This window comes from Stutzerimonas frequens, from assembly GCF_024448335.1.
GTDB lineage: Bacteria > Pseudomonadota > Gammaproteobacteria > Pseudomonadales > Pseudomonadaceae > Stutzerimonas > Stutzerimonas frequens.
In genome coordinates, this window is sequence record NZ_JAMOHM010000011.1 from 43371 (window position 1) to 62128 (window position 18758).

Annotated in this window: 15 protein-coding genes; 9 read left to right on the forward strand and 6 right to left on the reverse strand. The window is 64.7% G+C overall.

Going from position 1 to position 18758, the window contains the following annotated elements; genetic code table 11:
• The first annotated feature begins 43 nt into the window (after nt 1–43).
• Complete coding sequence (locus NAO55_RS15325; protein WP_180981632.1) at nt 44–1492, forward strand: MBL fold metallo-hydrolase; 1449 nt, start codon at nt 44–46, stop codon at nt 1490–1492.
• 117 nt (nt 1493–1609) lie between these two features.
• On the forward strand, nt 1610–2002 hold the full coding sequence (locus NAO55_RS15330) for a VOC family protein (RefSeq protein WP_020306905.1): 393 nt from the start codon (nt 1610–1612) through the stop codon (nt 2000–2002).
• Nucleotides 2003–2076: 74 nt separating this feature from the next.
• On the opposite strand, the gene NAO55_RS15335 is transcribed toward NAO55_RS15330, so the two are convergent.
• From NAO55_RS15335 to NAO55_RS15355, 5 genes are all read right to left on the reverse strand, one after another.
• Nucleotides 2077–3303: a c-type cytochrome gene (locus NAO55_RS15335; RefSeq protein ID WP_102840002.1), complete on the reverse strand. Its 1227-nt coding sequence runs from the start codon at nt 3301–3303 to the stop codon at nt 2077–2079.
• Nucleotides 3300–5063 (reverse strand): GMC family oxidoreductase, encoded by a 1764-nt coding sequence (locus NAO55_RS15340; protein ID WP_102840397.1) that lies wholly within the window; start codon nt 5061–5063, stop codon nt 3300–3302. Before NAO55_RS15340 ends, NAO55_RS15335 begins: the two co-directional genes overlap by 4 nt.
• Nucleotides 5064–5068: 5 nt before the next feature.
• Complete coding sequence (locus NAO55_RS15345) at nt 5069–5809, reverse strand: gluconate 2-dehydrogenase subunit 3 family protein (RefSeq protein WP_102840001.1); 741 nt, start codon at nt 5807–5809, stop codon at nt 5069–5071.
• Nucleotides 5810–6315: 506 nt separating this feature from the next.
• Nucleotides 6316–7986, reverse strand: coding sequence for a gamma-glutamyltransferase (gene ggt, locus NAO55_RS15350; protein WP_102840000.1), 1671 nt, complete (start codon nt 7984–7986; stop codon nt 6316–6318).
• 116 nt (nt 7987–8102) lie between these two features.
• A complete protein-coding gene (locus tag NAO55_RS15355; protein WP_102839999.1) occupies nt 8103–9113 on the reverse strand; it encodes a zinc-dependent alcohol dehydrogenase family protein in 1011 nt (336 codons plus the stop codon).
• 249 nt (nt 9114–9362) lie between these two features.
• On the opposite strand from NAO55_RS15355, the gene NAO55_RS15360 reads away from it, so the two are divergent.
• Entirely contained in the window at nt 9363–10880 is a 1518-nt protein-coding gene (locus NAO55_RS15360; RefSeq protein WP_102839998.1) for a phosphate ABC transporter substrate-binding protein, read from the forward strand.
• A 6-nt stretch (nt 10881–10886) separates the two neighbouring features.
• On the opposite strand, the gene NAO55_RS15365 is transcribed toward NAO55_RS15360, so the two are convergent.
• The gene (locus NAO55_RS15365; protein ID WP_102839997.1) at nt 10887–12818 is read right to left on the reverse strand and encodes a sigma-54-dependent Fis family transcriptional regulator; all 1932 of its coding nucleotides are present in this window, start codon (nt 12816–12818) and stop codon (nt 10887–10889) included.
• A gap of 400 nt (nt 12819–13218) precedes the next feature.
• Between NAO55_RS15365 and NAO55_RS15370 the strand changes: the two genes are divergently transcribed.
• The 6 genes from NAO55_RS15370 to NAO55_RS15395 are packed head-to-tail and all read left to right on the forward strand — an operon-like array spanning nt 13219 to nt 18757.
• Complete coding sequence (locus tag NAO55_RS15370) at nt 13219–13722, forward strand: gluconate 2-dehydrogenase subunit 3 family protein (protein WP_102839996.1); 504 nt, start codon at nt 13219–13221, stop codon at nt 13720–13722.
• A 49-nt stretch (nt 13723–13771) separates the two neighbouring features.
• Nucleotides 13772–15349, forward strand: a complete 1578-nt coding sequence (locus tag NAO55_RS15375; RefSeq protein WP_102839995.1) for a GMC family oxidoreductase — start codon at nt 13772–13774, stop codon at nt 15347–15349.
• 25 nt (nt 15350–15374) lie between these two features.
• Nucleotides 15375–16364 carry a thiamine pyrophosphate-dependent dehydrogenase E1 component subunit alpha gene (locus tag NAO55_RS15380; RefSeq protein ID WP_102839994.1) on the forward strand — a complete coding sequence of 330 codons (990 nt, stop codon included), beginning with the start codon at nt 15375–15377 and terminating at the stop codon, nt 16362–16364.
• A gap of 47 nt (nt 16365–16411) precedes the next feature.
• Nucleotides 16412–17482, forward strand: a complete 1071-nt coding sequence (locus NAO55_RS15385) for a 2,3-butanediol dehydrogenase (protein ID WP_102840396.1) — start codon at nt 16412–16414, stop codon at nt 17480–17482.
• A 13-nt stretch (nt 17483–17495) separates the two neighbouring features.
• Nucleotides 17496–18518: an alpha-ketoacid dehydrogenase subunit beta gene (locus NAO55_RS15390; RefSeq protein ID WP_102839993.1), complete on the forward strand. Its 1023-nt coding sequence runs from the start codon at nt 17496–17498 to the stop codon at nt 18516–18518.
• Between the two features lie 5 nt (nt 18519–18523).
• Nucleotides 18524–18757, forward strand: coding sequence for a lipoyl domain-containing protein (locus NAO55_RS15395; protein ID WP_102839992.1), 234 nt, complete (start codon nt 18524–18526; stop codon nt 18755–18757).
• Nucleotide 18758: the final 1 nt, after the last annotated feature.

Sequence of the window (18758 nt, forward strand, 5' to 3'; positions counted from 1 at the left end):
CACTCTTCTGCCGAGCCCTATCGGTCCAAGTGAAGGACATCCGATGAAGCATCCAGCACTCATCCACCACGGCGCGCGCGAAGGCGTGACCGGCTCGTGCCATCAGTTGTGGATGGACGAAAACAGCAGCGTGCTGATCGACTGCGGTCAATTTCAGGGCGACGAAGAAGCGGGGCACGAGGACGAGCTGGCACTGGACTTCTCAATCGAGGGCGTCAAGGCGCTGATCGTGACCCACGTGCACATCGACCATGTCGGGCGTATCCCGAATCTGCTGGCAGCGGGCTTCGACGGGCCGATCCTGTGCAGCGGACCGTCCGCCCGGCTGCTGCCGATCGTGCTGGAGGATGCCTTCCGGCTGTCCATCAGCCGTGATCAGGAGCAGCTGGAGCGCTACCTCAAGGTCGTCGAGCAGCGCATCATCGCCCTGCCCTACGACCACTGGTTCACCCTCAACGAAACCGACGGCAGCGAGTGCAAGGTGCGCCTGCAGCCGGCCGGGCATGTGCTGGGCTCAGCCTACGTCGAGCTGGAGCTGAGCGAGGGCACCGACGTCGAACGCGTGGTGTTCAGCGGCGACCTGGGCGCGCCCCATTCACCGCTGCTGCCGGACCTGGTTCCACCCGAGCGCGCCGACCTGCTGATCCTGGAAAGCACCTATGGCGACCGTCGCCACGAAGACCGTGCGCATCGCCGCGAGCGCCTACAAGCCGTCATCGAACGAGCTCTGAGCGACCAGGGCACCGTACTCATTCCGTCATTCAGCATCGGCCGAACGCAGGAGCTGCTGTTCGAGCTGGAGGAAATACTCCACGAAAACAGCGAGTCGGCCGAGCCCGGCGAAACGCCCGCCGAAGCGTCGAAGTCCAGAGACGACGCCCCCGATATCGACTGGCCGCAGCTTCCGATCATCCTCGACTCGCCGCTCGCCAGTCGCTTCACCGCCACCTACAAGGAGCTGCAAGGCTACTGGGACGACGACGCTCGCAATCGTCTGGAGGAAGGCCGCAAGCCGCTGTCGTTCAAGCAGCTCATCACCGTCGACAGCCACGATGAACACATGCGCATCGTCGAACACCTCGCACAGACCGCACGCCCGGCCATCGTCATCGCCGGCAACGGCATGTGCTCGGGCGGACGCATCGTCAATTATCTCAAGGCCATGCTGGGCGACCCGCGACACAACGTGGTGTTCGTCGGCTACCAAGGCAAGGCCACGCCGGGACGGGACATACAGACCTACGGGCCGGACGGCGGCTTCGTCGATCTGGGCGCCGAGCGCGTCGACATCCGCGCCGGCATCGACAGTGTTGGCGGCTATTCCGCCCACGCCGACCAGGCAGACCTGGTGGGTTTCGTCACGCGCATGCAGGAATGGCCGAAGGAGATTCGCCTGATCCACGGCGAAGAACAGGCCAAGCAGCGTCTGGCCGAGGTGCTCCGCGCGCGCTACGAGAAGGCCGGCCGGCAAGGCCAGGTGGTCATCCCATGACGTGCACGGTTGCCATGCTCGCAGCTGATCTCGGGACATAACAGCAGGCACCGCGGCATGGCCGCTCGGAGCCGGTGCTACAGTGCATTTTCACGCCAAAACCAAAGCGAGGTGCCCATGCTCAACCATGTAATGGTCGGTTCGAATGATATTGAACGGTCGAAGCGCTTCTACGATGCCGTGCTCGGCGTGCTCGGCGCTGGCGAGCCGCTGCGCAATACGGCGCCGTCCGGGCACACCCGCCTGTTCTACCGGCACGACGGCAGCCTGTTCGGTGTCACCGAGCCCATCAACGGTGAAGAAGCGACTGTAGCCAACGGCGGCACGATCGGCTTCAAGTGCAGCTCGGCGGAGCAGGTCAAGGCGTTTCACGACGTAGGCGTCGCCCATGGAGGCACCACCTGTGAGGAGCCGCCGGGGCTGCGCGAGACCAGCCTCGGCGCGCTGCACCTCAGCTATGTAAGGGACCCTGACGGCAACAAGCTGTGCGCTATCTATCGCCCGCAGTAACCTTCCTCTGCTTCAACGCCGCCCCTGTGCGGCGTTGATCCTGCGCTCGCATCGGCGCACCTCCAGCGACACGCTCACTGGCTTTGCAGTGCCTCGCGCTGTTTGCGTACCTCATCGGCGCTGACTGCCGGGGCCGCATTGCCCCAGCTGTTGCGCACATAGGTAAGCAAGTCGGCGATGTTCTCATCCGAGAGATTCCATGCGAACGACGGCATGGCCGGCCCAGTGGGTGCCGCGTCCGTAGTGCCGGCGCGATTGCCGGCAAGTACCACGCGAATAATCGATACCGCATCGCGCGCATTGACAAGCGGGGCATTGGCCAGCTTGGGAAACAGCGTCGGAATGCCTTCGCCGTCCGGTGTATGGCAAGCCGAGCAGCGATCCTCATAGAGACTACGTCCGGCTGTCATGATCGGATCGTTAGCGCCCAGCGGCTCGGGCTTCTCGTGCTCATGGTCCAGGCTCTTGAGATAAACCGCGACGGCCTTCAGGTCCGCATCGCGCCAGTACTGGGTGGATTTCTCCACCGCCTCGGCCATCGGCCCCGAGGCTATGTCGTAGCGGTTGGCGCCGGTCTTGAGGTATTGCACGATGTCGTCCTCGGTCCACTCGGCCAGGCCGACATGCGCCGTGTTGGAGATATTCGGCGCCATCCAGCCCTGCAGCTCCCCGCCTTTGAGTGTGCCATCGCGCCTGTCTCCGCCGATGAGGTTCTTCGGCGTGTGGCAACTGCCGCAATGCCCTAGCCCCTGCACCAAGTACGCGCCGCGGTTCCATTGCTCACTCTTTTCCGCGTCAGGCTCGAACTCGCCCTCGGTGAAGTTGAGCCAGTTCCAGGCCTTCATGCTCAGGCGCACATTGAAGGGGAACGGCAGCTGGTTGGTTTCCACCTCGTTCTGCACCGGCTCCACAGCGCGCAGGTAGGCCCAGAGCGCCAGGTTGTCCTCGCGCGTGACCTTCGTATACGCGGCATAGGGCATGGCCGGATAGAGCTGCTTGCCGTTGCGCCCGTGGCCGCGGGCCATGGTGTTCTGGAAGTCTTCGAAGGTCCAGCGGCCGATACCGGTTACCGGATCTGGGGTGATGTTGGCGCCCAGCAGTTCGCCGAACGGCGTCTCGATGGCCACGCCTCCGGAAAAAAGCGGCTTGCCCGGCGACGTGTGACAGGCAGTGCAATCGCCGAGCGTGGCGATGTAGCGACCTTTTTCCACCAGTTCGTAGCCGTCCGGCGCGGTGACGGCATGGGCGCTGGCGCTCATCGCGGCGAGCAACGCAAGGCCGGTGTTCAGGAGAGGCTTCATACGCTGATCATCTCCCCAGGACGTTTGAGGTAGTAGGTCCGGATCGCGTGTGCTGCCTTGAATGCCAGTGCGCCAACGGTACCCGTTGGGTTGTAGCCGGGGTTCTGCGGGAAGGCCGATGCGCCGACCACGAACAGATTCGGTACATTCCAGACCTGCAGGTGCTTGTTTACCGAACTGGTAGAAGGATCAGCCCCCATGACGAAACCACCTACCACGTGCGAGGACTGATAGGACGTATTGGACCAAGGGCCTTTGCGCGGGCTGGCAAACATCATTTTCGGGTTCAGCGCCCTGGCAATCTCGGCCGTCTTGTCGGTCACGTACTGCGCCATGCGCAGGTCGTTATCGGTGAAGTCGAAGGTGATCCGCAGCAGCGGCCGGCCGTGTGGATCGGTGTAGTGCGGGTCCAGCGAAAGATAGTTGCCGCGGGTGCTGTAGTTGCTGGCTTCACAACCGATGGACATGCTGTTGGCGTAGTACTGCACCGTCGCCTTCTTCCACTCCGAGCCCCACTTGGGCGTGCCCGGCGGCACCGGGCGGGCGTTGATGGGCGCAGCACCAATGGGCGTCACCCGCGTACTGCCGCCGCCGACGAAGCCCAGCCCGGAATGATCGAAATTGTCGTTGTTGAAGTCATCGATACCCATGCCGATCGCACCGCCACCGATGAAGGGATTGAAATTCTTGTCATTGAAGAACAGCTCCACGCTGTTGGCTGTCTGGTACGCGTAGTTGCGTCCGGTGGTGCCGGTGTTGCTCAGCGGGTCGTATGGCTGCCCGATGCCTGAGAGCAGCATCAGGCGCACGTTCTCGAAGGTGAATGCGGCGACCACGACGATATCCGCCGGCTGCTCCCACCTGTCGCCGTTGGCATCCACGTAGACGATGCCGGTAGCGCGTTTGCCGTTACTGTCCTTCGTTACCTCGAGCACTTCGCAATGGGTCTTAGCGGTAAAGTTGGGCATGCGCGCCAGAGCCGGCAGCACATTGACGATGGCGCTGGCCTTGGAATAGTTGGCGCAGCCGTAGTTGGTGCAGAACCCACAGAAGGTACACGGCCCCATCGTCACGCCGTACTGGTTGGTATAGGCCTGCGAAGCCAACGCCGAAGGTACCGGGAACGGCGTGTAGCCCATGTTACGTGCAGCGTCGGCGAACAGTACGGGCGCGAATGTCTGCTTGGTCGGCGGATTGGGGTACTCCCTGGACCGCGCGCCCTCGAACGGGTTGCCACCGTCGACGACCTTGCCTGCGATGTTGCCGGCCTTGCCGGAAACCCCGGCTACACGTTCGAAGGCATCGTAGTGAGGCTCCATTTCTTCCCAGGTGGTGCCCCAGTCCTGCAGGGTGAGCCCTTCGATGGACGCTTCGCCGTAACGCTCGACTAGGTGGCTCCGGAGGCGAAACTCTTCTGGCTGAAAGCGAAAGGTGATACCGGCCCAATGATTACCAGCCCCACCGGTTCCGTTGCCGGGGTGAAAGGAGCCCCAGGTGCGCATCGGCAGTGCGGTTTCGCTTGGCTTGTTGCGCATCGTGCAGGTGTTCTGGCGGGTGCGCAGCATCAGCTCCTGGCGAATCACGTAGCGCAGCTCGTCGGTCACCGAGGCGATATTGAAGTCGCTGGCGGTATCACGCCAGGCGCCCCGCTCGAACCCCATGACCGTCAGGCCCTCATCGGCGAGTTCTTTGGCGATGATCGACCCAGCCCAGCCGAGCCCTACCACCACGACGTCGGTCGCAGGCAGTTTCCTGGTCATATTGCTCATCCTTTACGACTCCAGGAGGAGCTGCCAATGATCGACAGCGGTATCAGATCCAGCTTCTCGTTATGCCGGTCGATGTAGGAACGATAGTCGTAACGGGCACCGGGAAAGCCGAGCATCTTCCAGCTGACCATGTCGCGATTGCCGCCGTAGATCGGGTCGGCGAAGAACCCCTCCATGGCGTTCTGCAGAATCTGTTCGAAGAACACCTTCGACTCGATGCCTTCGAAGGCGATATCGCCGCTCTCCATTTTCCTGAGCACCTCGTCGCGCTGGTCGCCTTCCAGCTCGCTGAAGCGCTTGCCGAATGTCGCCTGGCAATGCCTGCCCAACTGTTCGAGACCGACCCGGTAGCGCTCGGCAGGCACCAGTTCCGAGGGCGGTTCGACACCGGGTACGAAGGGGCCATGCTGATAGAGCCGCTCATAGCGGCCGTAGTGGCCAGCCAGCTGACGGTCGATGAACACCGCGCATCCCGCCTCCTTACCACTGACCGAAAGGTCGTCGGCAGGGATCAGGCGCTCGACGATCGCCTCCACCTCGCGGGCCTCCTCAAGTGTGAAAAACTGCCAGCCCTTGGCCTCGTAGTGCAGCGGGCCGTTATGGTCGAAGGGCAGCCACTGCGGTACGCCATTAATGGTGACGGCTTTTGCGGTCGCGGCGACGCCGGCCGCCACCGTGGCGGCCGATGCGGTCAGCAGCTTGCGCCGGGTCAGCCCGTTGGGGGGATTTGTAGGCATTTCGACTCCTTATGAACCAATGGATCGGGGTCATGCGGTTCGGGAAGCTCAACACGCGAAAGCTGGTCATCGAATGGACTGCTCCCGAGCATCCGAAAGACGGTCCTGATCGATTGCCCTGCGGAGCATGCTGACCCGCCATGCCGAATTGGACTGCCCCGGGATGCGCACGTAGCTGCAAAAACTTCGCAACAAAATAAAGCGCCATGCCCACGGAACCCTTGTCCACAACTCGGACAGCCAGACGCCGAATGACGTTCAAAACGAATAGCTAGAGCGGTTGCAGGCACCGACTGGAAGGATCGGGGCAGCCGACTCGAGCTGAGCCTTTTTGGTATTTCCTAAGGGTGAGCGGGACAAGCGCTATGCCGAGTTGGCCGTCTGACACTGCATGACGGGATAGATAGGTGGTTGGAAATGCTGAACGTCGATGCGCCGCGGCCCCATGCGGCGCATCACGTGTCAAAACGCGGCTGCGATCCCTCCTCCGCGGCCTGCCTCGCCTGTCAGGGCCTGACGACCATCCCGACGCCGCGCCCACGCGGGTCAGACCCGGTCTGCAGACGTCTGCCGTCGACGCGAATCGCCTGGATGTCACCCATCAACCAGCCCTGATCCTCCAGCGTATAGCCCATGGCTTCCAGCGCTTGCGCCACCTCTCCGGTCAGCGGCGCATGGGCGTCGTAGTAGATCGTGTCCTTGGGCAACAGCTGGTGGTGCACCCGCTGCGCGGCCACGGCTTTTTCCAGCGGCAGGCCGAAGTCGTAAACGTTGTTCAGCACCTGGAAGATCGAGGTGAAGATGCGCGAGCCGCCGGGTGTACCCAGCACCAGGCTGACCTTGCCGTCGCGGGTGACGATGCTCGGGCTCATGGACGACAGCATGCGCTTGCCGGGTTCGATGGCGTTGGCGTCGCTGCCGACCACGCCGAAGGCATTGGCCACACCTGGCTTGGCACTGAAGTCGTCCATTTCGTCGTTGAGCAAGAAGCCGGCACCCTTGACCACCACGCCGCTGCCGTAGTCCAGGTTGAGGGTGTAGGTGTTGCTCACCGCGTTGCCGTCGGCATCGACGATGGAGAAGTGTGTGGTCTGATGGCTTTCCAGGCCCGGTCGTACCTTCTCCGTTGCGGAGATGGCCGTAGGGTTGATCTCGGCGGCGCGCTGCGCGAGGTATTCAGGCGAGGTCAGCCGCTTTACCGGTACATCGGAAAAGTCCGGATCGCCCAGGTAGTCCGCGCGATCGGCAAACACGCGCTTCTCGATCTCCGCCAGCAGATGGATGTAGCGCGCCGAGTTCAGCTCGACACCCTCGAAGTCGGCGGCACGGCGCTCCTTGATGCCGATCAGCTGGGCCAGGGCGATGCCGCCGGAACTGGGCAGAGGCGCGGTGTACAGGCTGTTGCCACGCCAGTCGATGCGCATCGGCTCACGCCATTTGACGCGATAGTCGACCAGGTCTTGCTGGGTGATCAGCCCGCCATCGCGCTCCATCTGCGCGACCAGCAATGCGGCGGTCTTGCCTTTGTAGAAGTCGTCCGGCCCCTGGTCGGCGATGCGTTCCAGCGTCTCGGCCAGCTCCGCCTGGCGAAAGGTCGCACCTGGACGCATGCTGCCGAAGTAGTCCTCGAAGTTGGTCGTACCGTTGAACAGGCCGATGGCGTCCTCGCGATACTGAAATTGCTGGTCGGCCACCGTGAAGCCTTCACGGGCATAACCGACTGCCGGGGTGATGAGTTCACTCCAGGGCAACTTGCCGAAGCGCTGGTGGGCTTCCCACATACCCAACACCGTGCCAGGCACGCCGGCTGCCCGGGCGCCCACCAGGCTGAGGTTCTCGATCACCTCGCCCTGATCATCCAGAAACATGGTCTTACTGGCGGCCTTCGGCGCGACTTCCCGGTAGTCCAGGAAATACGGCTTGCCGTCCATGTACAGGGTCATGAAACCGCCGCCGCCGATATTGCCCGCCTCGGGATAGGTGACGGCCAGGGTAAAGGCGGTCGCCACCGCCGCGTCCACCGCGTTGCCGCCATTCTTCAGGACCTGGGCGGCCACCTTGGCGCTGTATTCATCGGGAGCGGCAACCGCCCCGCCTTCCAGAAGCGCACCGTAGGCCACGGAGCTCGTCGCGACGATTGCCGCCAGAGTGAACTGGGTGATGTGTAGCAAGCGCATCGTAGTCATCCTTATTGTCGTGATCGCGCCGCCCCGACATCGCTCGGAGCGGGCACTTATCCAACATAGACGACCGTGATGCCGCCGTACCGCTTGGCCGCCGCACGGCAGCGGCGTCAGAACTCCAGGCAGATCTTGCCGAAGTGCTGGTTGCTTTCCTGGTAACGGAACGCCTCGACGATCTCGTCCAGCGCAAACCGCTTGTCGATCACCGGACGGATGCCATTGGCATCGATGGCACGGATCATTTCCTGCTGCTGTGTGCGGCTGCCCACCAGCACGCCCTGCAAGCGCAACTGACGCACCAGTGCCGGCACCAGCTGCAGCTCGCCGGCAATGCCGGTAAGAATGCCGATCACCGAGATATGCCCGCCGATGCGCGCCGCAACCATCGACTGCGCCAGCGTCGCCGGCCCGCCGACCTCGATCACATGGTCCACGCCGCGGCCATCGGTCAGCTCGCGCACCGTCTCGCCCCAGGCGGGTGTCGTTCGGTAGTTGATCAGGTGGTCGGCGCCCATCTCCCGCAGGCGCTCCAGCTTGGCGTCGCTGGACGAGGTGGCGATGACCGTGGCGCCGGCCATCTTGGCGAACTGCAGGGCGAAGATCGATACGCCGCCGGTGCCCTGGATCAGTACGCTGTCGCCGGGCTTGAGCTTGCCGTCGGCCATCAGCGCACGCCAGGCGGTGAGGCCGGCGGTGGTCAGGGTCGACGCCTCGGCATGGCTGTAGCCCTTGGGTGCATGGGTGAACGAGGTGGCGCGGGCGGTGACCATTTCGCGGGCATAGCCATCGACACCGTCGCCCGGCACCGTGGCGAAGCCTTCCACCAGCGGCTCGCCGGCCAGCCAGTCGGGGAAGAAGGTGCTGACCACCGCGTCGCCAACGGCGAATTCAGTCACGCCCGAACCCACCGCCACCACTTCACCGGCGCCATCGGCCATGGGAATTCTCGGCTCGCTGGGCCCCCACATGCCGCTCACCACCGCGAAGTCGTGGTAGTTAAGCGAGTTGGCGCGCAGGCGCACGGTGATCTCGCCGGCCTCGGGCCGGGCGGCCTCGCCGGTGCCGACGATGACCCGGTCATAGCCGCCCCCGGGCTGCACGAATATAGCTTTGTGGCTCATTGGAATTCTCCTCTGCTAACGGGATGACCTGTTTGGGAGCGGTCGGCAGCGGCATCCGTTCGCTCCGCGAAGCCTGCTGAGTCGCCGCACGCACGCCGCTCGAATGCGCGACAGCATAGCCAATCCGCCATCGACATGGCGGCCGCGAACTTACCTCCATCGCCATCGTCGAAAGCGCGTTCGCCAATAGTCCACGGCTCGCCTGCCGGCGGCCGCACGCAACTACCCAGTGCATCCGGAACAACCCTCATGCCCCATCGCCCTCATCGACCGACGACCCTGCACACCACTACCGCTGCCGCCCTTCTGCTCGCCCTGGCCACGCCCGGCCTGGCAGCGGAAACAGAGGCGCAGCTGGCCGCACGCGACGCCGAGAACAAGCGGGTGACCGCCGAGCTCATGGCCAAGCCCAACGAGCTGACCCAGCCGCTGCAGAGCAAGTACAACCACATCATCACCTACGGGCAGTCGCTGGCCTCCGCTGCCGAGGGCTGGCCGGCGCTCTCGGTGGCACCGCGCTACGACAACCTGATGCTCGGCCAGTCGCCACGCTCGGCGGCGTTCAGCGGCGCGGCGTTCAAGCCGGTGGGCGAAGCGGCCTTCACGCCGTTGCGCGCCGTGGTGCAGCAGAAGAGCAACGCGGCCGTGGTGCTCGATGCGGACAAGGTCAGCAAGCTCGCGCCGCAGGCGCAGGAAGAAGGCGAATCGGTGGAAGTCGGCGCGCTGAACATGGCACGTCGGCTCTACCTGCATCACCTCGGCCGCGACACCGATCCGGAGCACCTGTTCGTCGCCAGCAACGCCTCGACCTCGGGTCGCTCCATTGCCCAGCTCTCGAAAAGCGGCGGCACCAACGAATACCTGCGCGTGACCCAGGCCGTCGATCAGGCCAAGGCGCTGGCCGACGCGCAACAGGCCAGCTACAGCATCAGCGCGTTCTTCTGGCTGCAGGGCGAGTACGACTATTCCCACACCAACGGCGGCAAGAACGACAAGGACTACTACAAGACCAAGCTGCGCCAGCTGCGCGACGACCTCTACGCCGACACCGCCAAGGCCATCGCCGGGCAGGAAAAGATGCCAGCCTTCTTCAGCTACCAGACCGACGCCAAATCCTCGGTCAAGGACGGTTCGCTCGCGGTGGGCATGGCGCAATGGGAACTGGCTCAGGAAGAGCCCGGCTGGTACCTGGTCGGGCCGGTCTACCCCTACACCGACAAGGGCGTGCACCTCTCGGCGAACGGCTATCGCTGGTTCGGCCAGATGCTCGGCAAGGTCTACCACCGCGTTGTCATCGAGCGTAAGGGTTGGACCCCGCTCGCGCCGCGTCAGGCCACGCTCGACGGGCGCGACGTGCTGATCGATTACCACGTGCCGCACCCGCCGCTGACGTTCGACCAGCCGTACCTCGGCCATCAGGCCCGCGATGTGAAGAACAAGGGGTTCGTGCTGCGTGACGACAGGGGCGAAGTGCCCATCGAAGCCGTCGACATCGTCGCCCACACCGTCGTGCGCCTGCGCGCCGGTCGCGACTTCAGCGGTCAGCCACGCATCAGCTATGCGGGCCATGAGGTCGGCGGCGCCGGCCAGCTGCGCGACAGCGACCCGATGCGCGCCGACGCCACCTACGAATACCTCAAGGACCTCATGCCTGCCGAAGCCAACATCAAGGCACTGGTGCACCAGCCCTACCCGCTGCACAACTGGAGCATCGCGTTCGATATCGAGGTGGCGGGCCAACCGGGCACCGAGCGCGAGGAAGGCTGACGCACGTCAGATCGGCGCCTCGATCCCCAACAGGCGCATGCGCCGATACATCGTCGGCCGCGATACGCCGAGTTCGCGCGCCGCGGCACTGATGTTCCAGCGATGGCGACGCAGCGTCTCGCGCAGGGCCGCGGCCGACTCGGGTTCCGGCTCCGCCTCGGCTTGCCGACCGCGGGCAAGAATGCGCGGCAGGCATTCATCCGGCAGATCCTGCACGGTGATCTCGTCCCCCTCGCAGGTCGCCAGCGCGTACTGCAGCACGTTACGCAGCTCGCGAATGTTGCCCGGCCAGGGATAGGCCAGCAGCGCGCTGATCGCATCACCACGCAGGTGCGGGTGGCCCGGTCGCCCCTCGGCCAACTCGGCAAAGACGCGGTCGATCAGAAACGCCTTGTCCGCCCGCTCACGTAACGGCGGCAACTTCAGCGATGCGCCATTGAGCCGGTAGAACAGGTCCTCGCGAAACGCCCCGCTCTCCACCATCTGCCGCAGGTCGCGGTGGCTGGCCGCAATCACGCGGATGTCCACCTTCACCGGCCGCTCGGCGCCCAGCGGCGTCACTTCCTGCTCGGCCAGCACGCGCAGCAGGCGGGTCTGCAGGTGCAGCGGCATGTCACCGATCTCGTCGAGGAACAAGGTGCCGCCGTCGGCCTGCTGGATCAGGCCGCGCATGCCCTTGCTGCGCGCGCCGGTGAAGGTACCTGGGGCGTAGCCGAACAGCTCGCTCTCGATCAGCGATTCGGGCATCGCGCCGCAGTTGATCGCCACGAACGGCTTGCTGCGTCGGCTGCCGCTTTCATGCAGCGCCTTGGCCAGGCGTTCCTTGCCGGTACCGGTCTCGCCATTGAGCAACACGTTCAGCGGCTCGCTGCACAGCCGGTGCGCGCGGGCGAGCATCTTGCGCATGGCCGGGTCATCGTCCGCCAGCGCATCCAGTGGCGAATGCCCAGCCGGCGAGCTGCGCTCCGCCGCTACCGGCACACGACGGCGCGGCTCCATCAGCGCCGCGAAGAACAGCTGATGGCGATGGGTGCGAAACGCGCGTACCTGATCGTGGCTGGCGTAGGGAATGCTCAGCACGTCCGCCAGTTCGCAGTCGAACAGCTGATCGACATGCACCTGGTTCGAGCTGCCGAACGGGCCGGACAGTACCAACCCATGTTCAGCCAACAGCCCGCGCGCAGCCGTGTTGCCAGCCAGCAGCTCGCCCTGATCGCCCAGCGCCAGCAGGTAGCGACGGTTGATCAGCACGAACTCCCGCGAGCCGTCGAAACAGAGGATCGGCCGGTCGCGATACAGGCGCAGGAAGTAGGCGTCCTCGATCATCCGCGCGTACTGCTTGACCAGCTGCAGGGCGAAGGTCTGCGAATCCTTGGACGGCGGCGAATGCAGAGCCGAGATGTCCAGCACCGCCAGCAGTTGCCCCTGGGGGTTGAACATCGGCACCGCCGTGCAGGTGAGGTTGGTGTGCCAGACGCTGAAGTGATCGTGCTGGTGGCAGGTCAGCGCCTGCTGCTCCTTGATGCAGGTGCCGACCGCGCAGGTGCCGGCGTGGTCCTCGCCCCAGTCCGAGCCCAGATACAGGCCGGTCTTGCGATGCGCTTTCTCGTCCGCCGGATCGCCGAGAAACTGCACGGCGATGCCGCGGTTGTCGGTCAGCAGAATCACGTAGCCCAGCTCGGCCACCTGCCGGTAGAGCTGTTCCACGCCCGCACGGGCCACGTTGATCAGCTCGTCTGCCTGGTCCTGGTGCTCGCGCAGAACCTGCCGCGGCACGAAGCGCGCCTCGGACGGACGCGCCGGGTCCAGACCGTAGTCGTGCACACAGCGGCGCCAAGAGCGCGCAATGATCGGATCGCGGTCAGCGGAAAGATGCGGCGCGTTGGCCAGCGTCAGCACCGCGTCGATGTGGCTCACGGGACCGGAGAGCAGGTTCATGCATCCTCCTCGAAGCGCTCGCAGCGGATGGCAACGGGCGCCTCAGCGAAACGCTTTATTGTTATGAAGTGTACTGAAGGATAAACGATTGAACCGTCAGGACCAGCCTGAACTTTGGAAGCATGCCTGCTTGGGCGTTTCAAATATTAGCCGCACGTTGTAAAGCGCTTTACAACGCTTTACGGGTGTAAAGCGCAACTTGCGTTACACCACCGTTACGACTATCCACTTCAAACAAGATAAATCCTTTAATTTCAGGCAGATAGGTAAATAAATATTCATACACGAAAGTTGGCATGACCCCTGCTGATCACCCTGTGCGGAACAAACTCTTCGCATAACAAGATCGCCAGCCGCCTGCTCCCCTCAGCGCTGTTGGTAATAATCAGGAGCTACTGTCATGCACGATTCAGCTCGTCCGCACGGCACGCTAAACCGTCGACGTTTTCTTTCTCTGTCCAGCCAGTCGCTGCTGGCGTTGAGCCTGAGCCAGTTGATCCCGGTGACCCTGCTCGCCGAGGAGCGGCAGGCGGAACTGCCTGACGGTCTGCTGCGCATGGGTCGCGACATCTTCCCCCACGATTTCATCAGCGATCGCCACTACGTACAGCCCCTGCTCGACCTCGCGGAACAGGAGCCGGCGCTGATCGGCGGCGGGCTCGACGAGCTGCAGCGTCAGGCACGCAAGGCCCACGGCAAGCGCTTCGATCAGCTGGACGAAGCCGAACGCGTGGCGCTGCTCAGCGACATCGAGGGCACCCCGTTTTTCAAGGCGGTGCGCAGCAGCCTGATGTTCGGCCTGTACGACAACAAGACGCTATTCCCGCTGTTCGGCTACGAGGGCTCGTCGTGGGAATACGGCGGCTACGTCAACCGCGGCTTCGACGATCTCAACTGGCTCTGAGCCAGGGCGCCTCGCGGCGCCGACAACAAGAACAAGAGAGGGATACCCCATGGCAACTTTTGCCCAGGACGACGATGGCATCGTGGTGATCATCGGCTCCGGCGCTGGCGGCGGCACGCTGGCCAACGCGCTGGCCAAACAGAAGATTCGTAGCGTGGTGCTCGAGGCGGGCAAGCGGCACACGCTGGAGGACATCGAGAACGACGAGTGGGCGATGTTCAAGAAGATCTCCTGGCTCGACAAGCGCATCGCCGCCGGCGACTGGCACCTGGCCGAGAACAACCCCAACCTGCCGGCCTGGATCGTCAAGGGCGTCGGCGGCAGCACCGTGCACTGGGCCGGCATCGCCCTGCGCTTCCGTGATTTCGAATTCAGGATGCGGAGCATCAACGGCGACATCGCCGGAGCCAACCTGCTGGACTGGCCGGTGACCCTGGAAGAAATGGCACCCTGGTACGAGAAGGCCGAGAAGCACATGGGCGTGACCGGCCCCAGCACCGGCATGGCCTATCACCCCTGGCACAACTCCTTCAAGGTGCTGGCCACCGGCGCCAAGCGGGTCGGCTACAAGGAGATCCTCTCCGGGCCGATGGCGATCAACACCGAGCCCTACGACGACCGCGCCGCCTGCCAGCAGATCGGCTTCTGCATGCAGGGCTGCAAGATGGGCGCGAAGTGGTCGACGCTCTACACCGACATTCCCCGCGCCGAAGCCAGTGGCTATTGCGAGGTGCGCCCGCAGTCGATGGTGCTGCGCATCGAGCACGACGCCAAGGGCAAGGTGAACGGCGTGGTCTATGCCGACGCCCAGGGCAACATCCAGCGGCAGAAGGCCCGGGTGGTCTGCGTGGCGGGCAATTCCATCGAGTCGCCGCGCCTGCTGCTCAACTCCGCTTCCTCGATGTTTCCCGACGGGCTGGCCAACTCCTCCGGCCAGGTCGGCAGGAACTACATGACCCACACCACTGCGGGCATCTTCGCCGTGATGCCCAAGCCGGTGAACATGCACCGCGGCACCACCTGCGCCGGGGTCATCTCCGACGAGTCGTACAACGATCCGTCGCGCGGTTTCGTCGGCGGTTACCGCCTGGAAATCCTCGCCCTCGGCCTGCCGTTCCTGTCCGCCTTCCTCGACCCGACGCCCAAGGGCTGGGGCCGCCAGTTCGCCTCGCGGATGGAAAAGTACAACCACATGTCCGGCGTCTGGCTGTGCGGCGAAGACCTGCCGCTGGAAAGCAACCGCATCACCCTGCACGCCAACGAGAAGGACCAGTACGGCCTGCCGATCCCGGTGGTGACCAAGAGCGATCACCCCATGGATGCCGCCATGCGCAAGCACGGCGTCGCCGCCACCGCCAGGTGCTACGAGGCCGCCGGCGCCACCGACGTGATCGAGCTGCCGCCCTACCCGGCCAGCCACAACATGGGCACCAACCGCATGAGCGCCAAGGCCCGTGACGGCGTGGTGAACAAGTGGGGCCAGAGCCACGACATCCCCAACCTGTTCGTTTCCGACGGCAGCCAGTTCACCACCAGCGGCGGCCAGAACCCCACCCTCACCATCGTCGCGCTGGCCCTGCGCCAGGCCGAGCAGATCGGCCGACTGCTCAACGAACGCGCGATCTGACCCGTCACTAAAAGGGAGTCCACCCATGACCCAGCCCACCCCCTCGCAGCGCCTGTGGATGTACGAGCAGATGCTGACCAGCCGCTACATGGAGGAATCCATCGAGCGCATCTACATGGAAGGCAAGACGCCGGTGTTCAACATGGCCAAGGGGCCGATTCCCGGCGAGATGCACCTCTCCAACGGCCAGGAGCCCTGCGCGGTGGGCGTCTGTGCCCACCTCGAGGCCGCGGACATCGTCACCGCCACCCACCGCCCGCACCACATCGCCGTGGCCAAGGGCGTCGACCTCAACGAGATGATGGCCGAGATCTTCGGCAAGGCCACCGGGCTTTCCGGCGGCCGCGGCGGCCACATGCACCTGTTCGATGGCCGGGTGAATTTCTCCTGCTCGGGGATCATCGCCGAGGGCATGGGCCCAGCCGTGGGTGCGGCGCTGTCGCGGCAGATGCAGGGCAAGCCCGGCGTGGCCGTGTCCTTCATCGGCGAGGGCGCGGCCAACCAGGGCGCTTTCCACGAAACGCTGAACCTCGCCGCGCTGTGGAAGCTGCCGGTGGTGTTCGTCATCGAGGACAACGCCTGGGGCATCTCGGTGGCCAAGGCCAGCGCTACCTGCATCAAGCAGCACCACGTGCGCGCCGCGGCCTACGGCATGCCCGGTGTGTTCGTCGAGAACAACGACCCGGACGGCGTGTTCCGCGCGGCCGGCGAAGCCATCGAGCGCGCCCGTGCCGGTGGCGGCCCGACCCTCATCGAGATCGAGACCTATCGCCTGGCCGGCCACTTCATGGGCGATGGCGAAACCTACCGCCCCGAGGGCGAGAAGGACGGCCTGATGAAAAAGGACCCGATTCCCGGCTACCGCCAGCGCCTGATCGACGAGGGCGTGATGACCGAGGCGCAGGCCGAGGACATCGCCGCGCGCGCCCGCGGCCGTATCGACGAAGCGGTCGAGTTCGCCCGCGAAAGCCCCTACCCGCGCCCGGAAGAGGCGCTCGAGCAAGTGTTCGTGTGAACCGATCCGAATAACACGAGGAACACCCCATGAACAGCCAAGCCACCATGACCGCCGCCGTCTGGCACGGCCGCAAGGACATCCGCCTGGAACAGGTGCCGCTACCTGACGCGCCGCAACCGGGCTGGGTGCAGATCCGCGTGCACTGGTGCGGCATCTGCGGTTCCGACCTGCACGAGTACCTCGCCGGGCCTGTGTTCATCCCGGTGGATGCGCCCCACCCGCTCACCGGCATCAAGGGCCAGTGCATTCTCGGCCACGAGTTCTGCGGCGAGATCGTCGCCCTGGGCGAAGGCGTCGAGGGCTATGCACCGGGCGACAAGGTCGCCGCCGACGCCTGCCAGCACTGCGGCCAGTGCCGTTTCTGCAAGACCGGCCAGTACAACCTCTGCGAGCAGCTCGCCTTCACGGGCCTGATGAATAACGGCGCCTTCGCCGAATTCGTCAACGTGCCCGCCGAGCTGCTCTACCGCCTGCCCGACGGCTTTCCGCTGGAGGCTGGCGCGCTGATCGAACCGTTGGCGGTCGGCATGCACGCGGTGAAGAAGGCCGGCAGCCTGTTGGGCGAGACGGTTGTGGTGGTCGGCGCCGGCACCATCGGCCTATGCACCATCATGTGCGCCAAGGCCGCCGGCGCCGGCCAGGTGATCGCCCTGGAAATGTCCGCTGCGCGCAAGGCCAAGGCGCTGGAAGTCGGCGCCACGCGGGTCATCGACCCCAGCGAGTGCGACGCCATCGCCGAGATCAAGGCACTCACCGGCGGCTACGGCGCCGACACCTCCTTCGAATGCATCGGCCACAAGGCCACCGCCAAGCTCGCCATCGACGTGATCCGCAAAGCCGGTCGCTGCGTGATGGTGGGCATCTTCGAGGAGCCCTCGGAATTCAACTTCTTCGAGATCGTCGCCACCGAGAAACAGGTGATCGGCTCGCTCGCCTACGCCGGCGAATTCGCCGACGTCATCGCCCTGATCAGCGACGGCCGCATGGACGTCACCCCGCTGATCACCGGGCGCATCGGCCTGGACAGCATCCTCGAGCAGGGCTTCGAGGAGCTGGCCAACCACAAGGACCGCAACGTCAAGATCATCGTCAGCCCCAGCGCGCTGGCCAGCTGAGCAGGAGACCACCATGACCACAGCAGTAAAGGAAAGAAAGCTCACCGTCGCCCGCGCCATGGCTGAAGCCGTGGCCCAGGAGATGCGCCTTGACCCGAAAGTGTTCGTGATGGGAGAGGACATCGGCCAGCTCGGCGGCGTGTTCGGCAACACCCGCGGGCTCTACGAGGAATTCGGCAAGGAGCGCATTCGCGACACGCCGATCTCCGAAACCGCCTTCATCGGCGCCGCCGTGGGTGCCGCCTCGGACGGCATGCGGCCGATCGTCGAGCTGATGTTCGTCGACTTCTTCGGCGTCTGCATGGACGCCATCTACAACCTGATGGCCAAGAATACCTACTTCTCCGGCGGCAAGGTGCCGGTGCCCATGGTGCTGATGGCCTCCACCGGCGCCGGTTACTCGGACGCCGCCCAGCACTCGCAGTGCCTCTACGGCACCTTCGCCCACCTGCCGGGCATGAAAGTCGTCGTGCCTAGCAACGCCTATGACGCCAAGGGCCTGATGACCGCGGCGATTCGCGATGACAACCCGGTGGTCTACCTCTTCCACAAGGCGCTGCAAGGCATGGGCTGGCTGGGCACCGAGAAAGGCGCCACCGTGCCGGTACCGGACGAGCCCTACATCGTCGAGATCGGCAAGGCCAAGACCGTGCGCGAGGGTCGTGACGTCAGCCTGGTCAGCCTCGGCGCCGGTGTGCATCACGCCCTGCGCGCCGCCGCGACGCTTGAGAAGGACGGCGTCAGCGCCGAGGTCATCGACCTGCGCAGTCTGGTGCCGCTGGACCGCGAGCACGTCATCGCTTCGGTGAAGAAAACCGGCCGGCTGATCGTGATCGACGAGGACTACCACAGCTTCGGCGTCAGCGGCGAAATCATCGCCAGTGTGGTCGAGCACGACATCGGCATGCTCAAGGCGCGCCCGCAACGGGTGGCCTTCCCCGACATCCCCATCCCCTTCACCCCGGTCATGGAGCAATGGGCCCTGCCCAACGCGGACAAGATCGTGGCCGCCTATCACGCCATGCATAAGGAATGACGTTTATGAGTACCCCCATCGTGATTGCAGACGACCTCTGGGAAGGCGACGCCGAAGCGGTGATCACCTCCTGGCTGGTCAGCGACGGCGCCGAAGTGGCCGCCGGTGACCTGGTCGCCGAGGTCATGTCGGAAAAGGCCCAGTTCGAGATCGAGGCGCCGGCTGCCGGCGTGCTGAAGATCCTCGAGGAAGAAGACGCGGTGATCGCCAAGGGTGCGGTCATCGGCCAGGTGGAATAGC

Excerpts from the sequence above, each read along its gene's own strand:
- NAO55_RS15325 (WP_180981632.1), top strand. The coding sequence starts at position 44 with ATGAAGCATCCAGCACTCATCCACCACGGCGCGCGCGAAGGCGTGACC.
- NAO55_RS15330 (WP_020306905.1), top strand. The coding sequence starts at position 1,610 with ATGCTCAACCATGTAATGGTCGGTTCGAATGATATTGAACGGTCGAAG.
- NAO55_RS15335 (WP_102840002.1), bottom strand. The coding sequence starts at position 3,303 with ATGAAGCCTCTCCTGAACACCGGCCTTGCGTTGCTCGCCGCGATGAGC.
- NAO55_RS15340 (WP_102840397.1), bottom strand. The coding sequence starts at position 5,063 with ATGACCAGGAAACTGCCTGCGACCGACGTCGTGGTGGTAGGGCTCGGC.
- NAO55_RS15345 (WP_102840001.1), bottom strand. The coding sequence starts at position 5,809 with ATGCCTACAAATCCCCCCAACGGGCTGACCCGGCGCAAGCTGCTGACC.
- ggt (WP_102840000.1), bottom strand. The coding sequence starts at position 7,986 with ATGCGCTTGCTACACATCACCCAGTTCACTCTGGCGGCAATCGTCGCG.
- NAO55_RS15355 (WP_102839999.1), bottom strand. The coding sequence starts at position 9,113 with ATGAGCCACAAAGCTATATTCGTGCAGCCCGGGGGCGGCTATGACCGG.
- NAO55_RS15360 (WP_102839998.1), top strand. The coding sequence starts at position 9,363 with ATGCCCCATCGCCCTCATCGACCGACGACCCTGCACACCACTACCGCT.
- NAO55_RS15365 (WP_102839997.1), bottom strand. The coding sequence starts at position 12,818 with ATGAACCTGCTCTCCGGTCCCGTGAGCCACATCGACGCGGTGCTGACG.
- NAO55_RS15370 (WP_102839996.1), top strand. The coding sequence starts at position 13,219 with ATGCACGATTCAGCTCGTCCGCACGGCACGCTAAACCGTCGACGTTTT.
- NAO55_RS15375 (WP_102839995.1), top strand. The coding sequence starts at position 13,772 with ATGGCAACTTTTGCCCAGGACGACGATGGCATCGTGGTGATCATCGGC.
- NAO55_RS15380 (WP_102839994.1), top strand. The coding sequence starts at position 15,375 with ATGACCCAGCCCACCCCCTCGCAGCGCCTGTGGATGTACGAGCAGATG.
- NAO55_RS15385 (WP_102840396.1), top strand. The coding sequence starts at position 16,412 with ATGACCGCCGCCGTCTGGCACGGCCGCAAGGACATCCGCCTGGAACAG.
- NAO55_RS15390 (WP_102839993.1), top strand. The coding sequence starts at position 17,496 with ATGACCACAGCAGTAAAGGAAAGAAAGCTCACCGTCGCCCGCGCCATG.
- NAO55_RS15395 (WP_102839992.1), top strand. The coding sequence starts at position 18,524 with ATGAGTACCCCCATCGTGATTGCAGACGACCTCTGGGAAGGCGACGCC.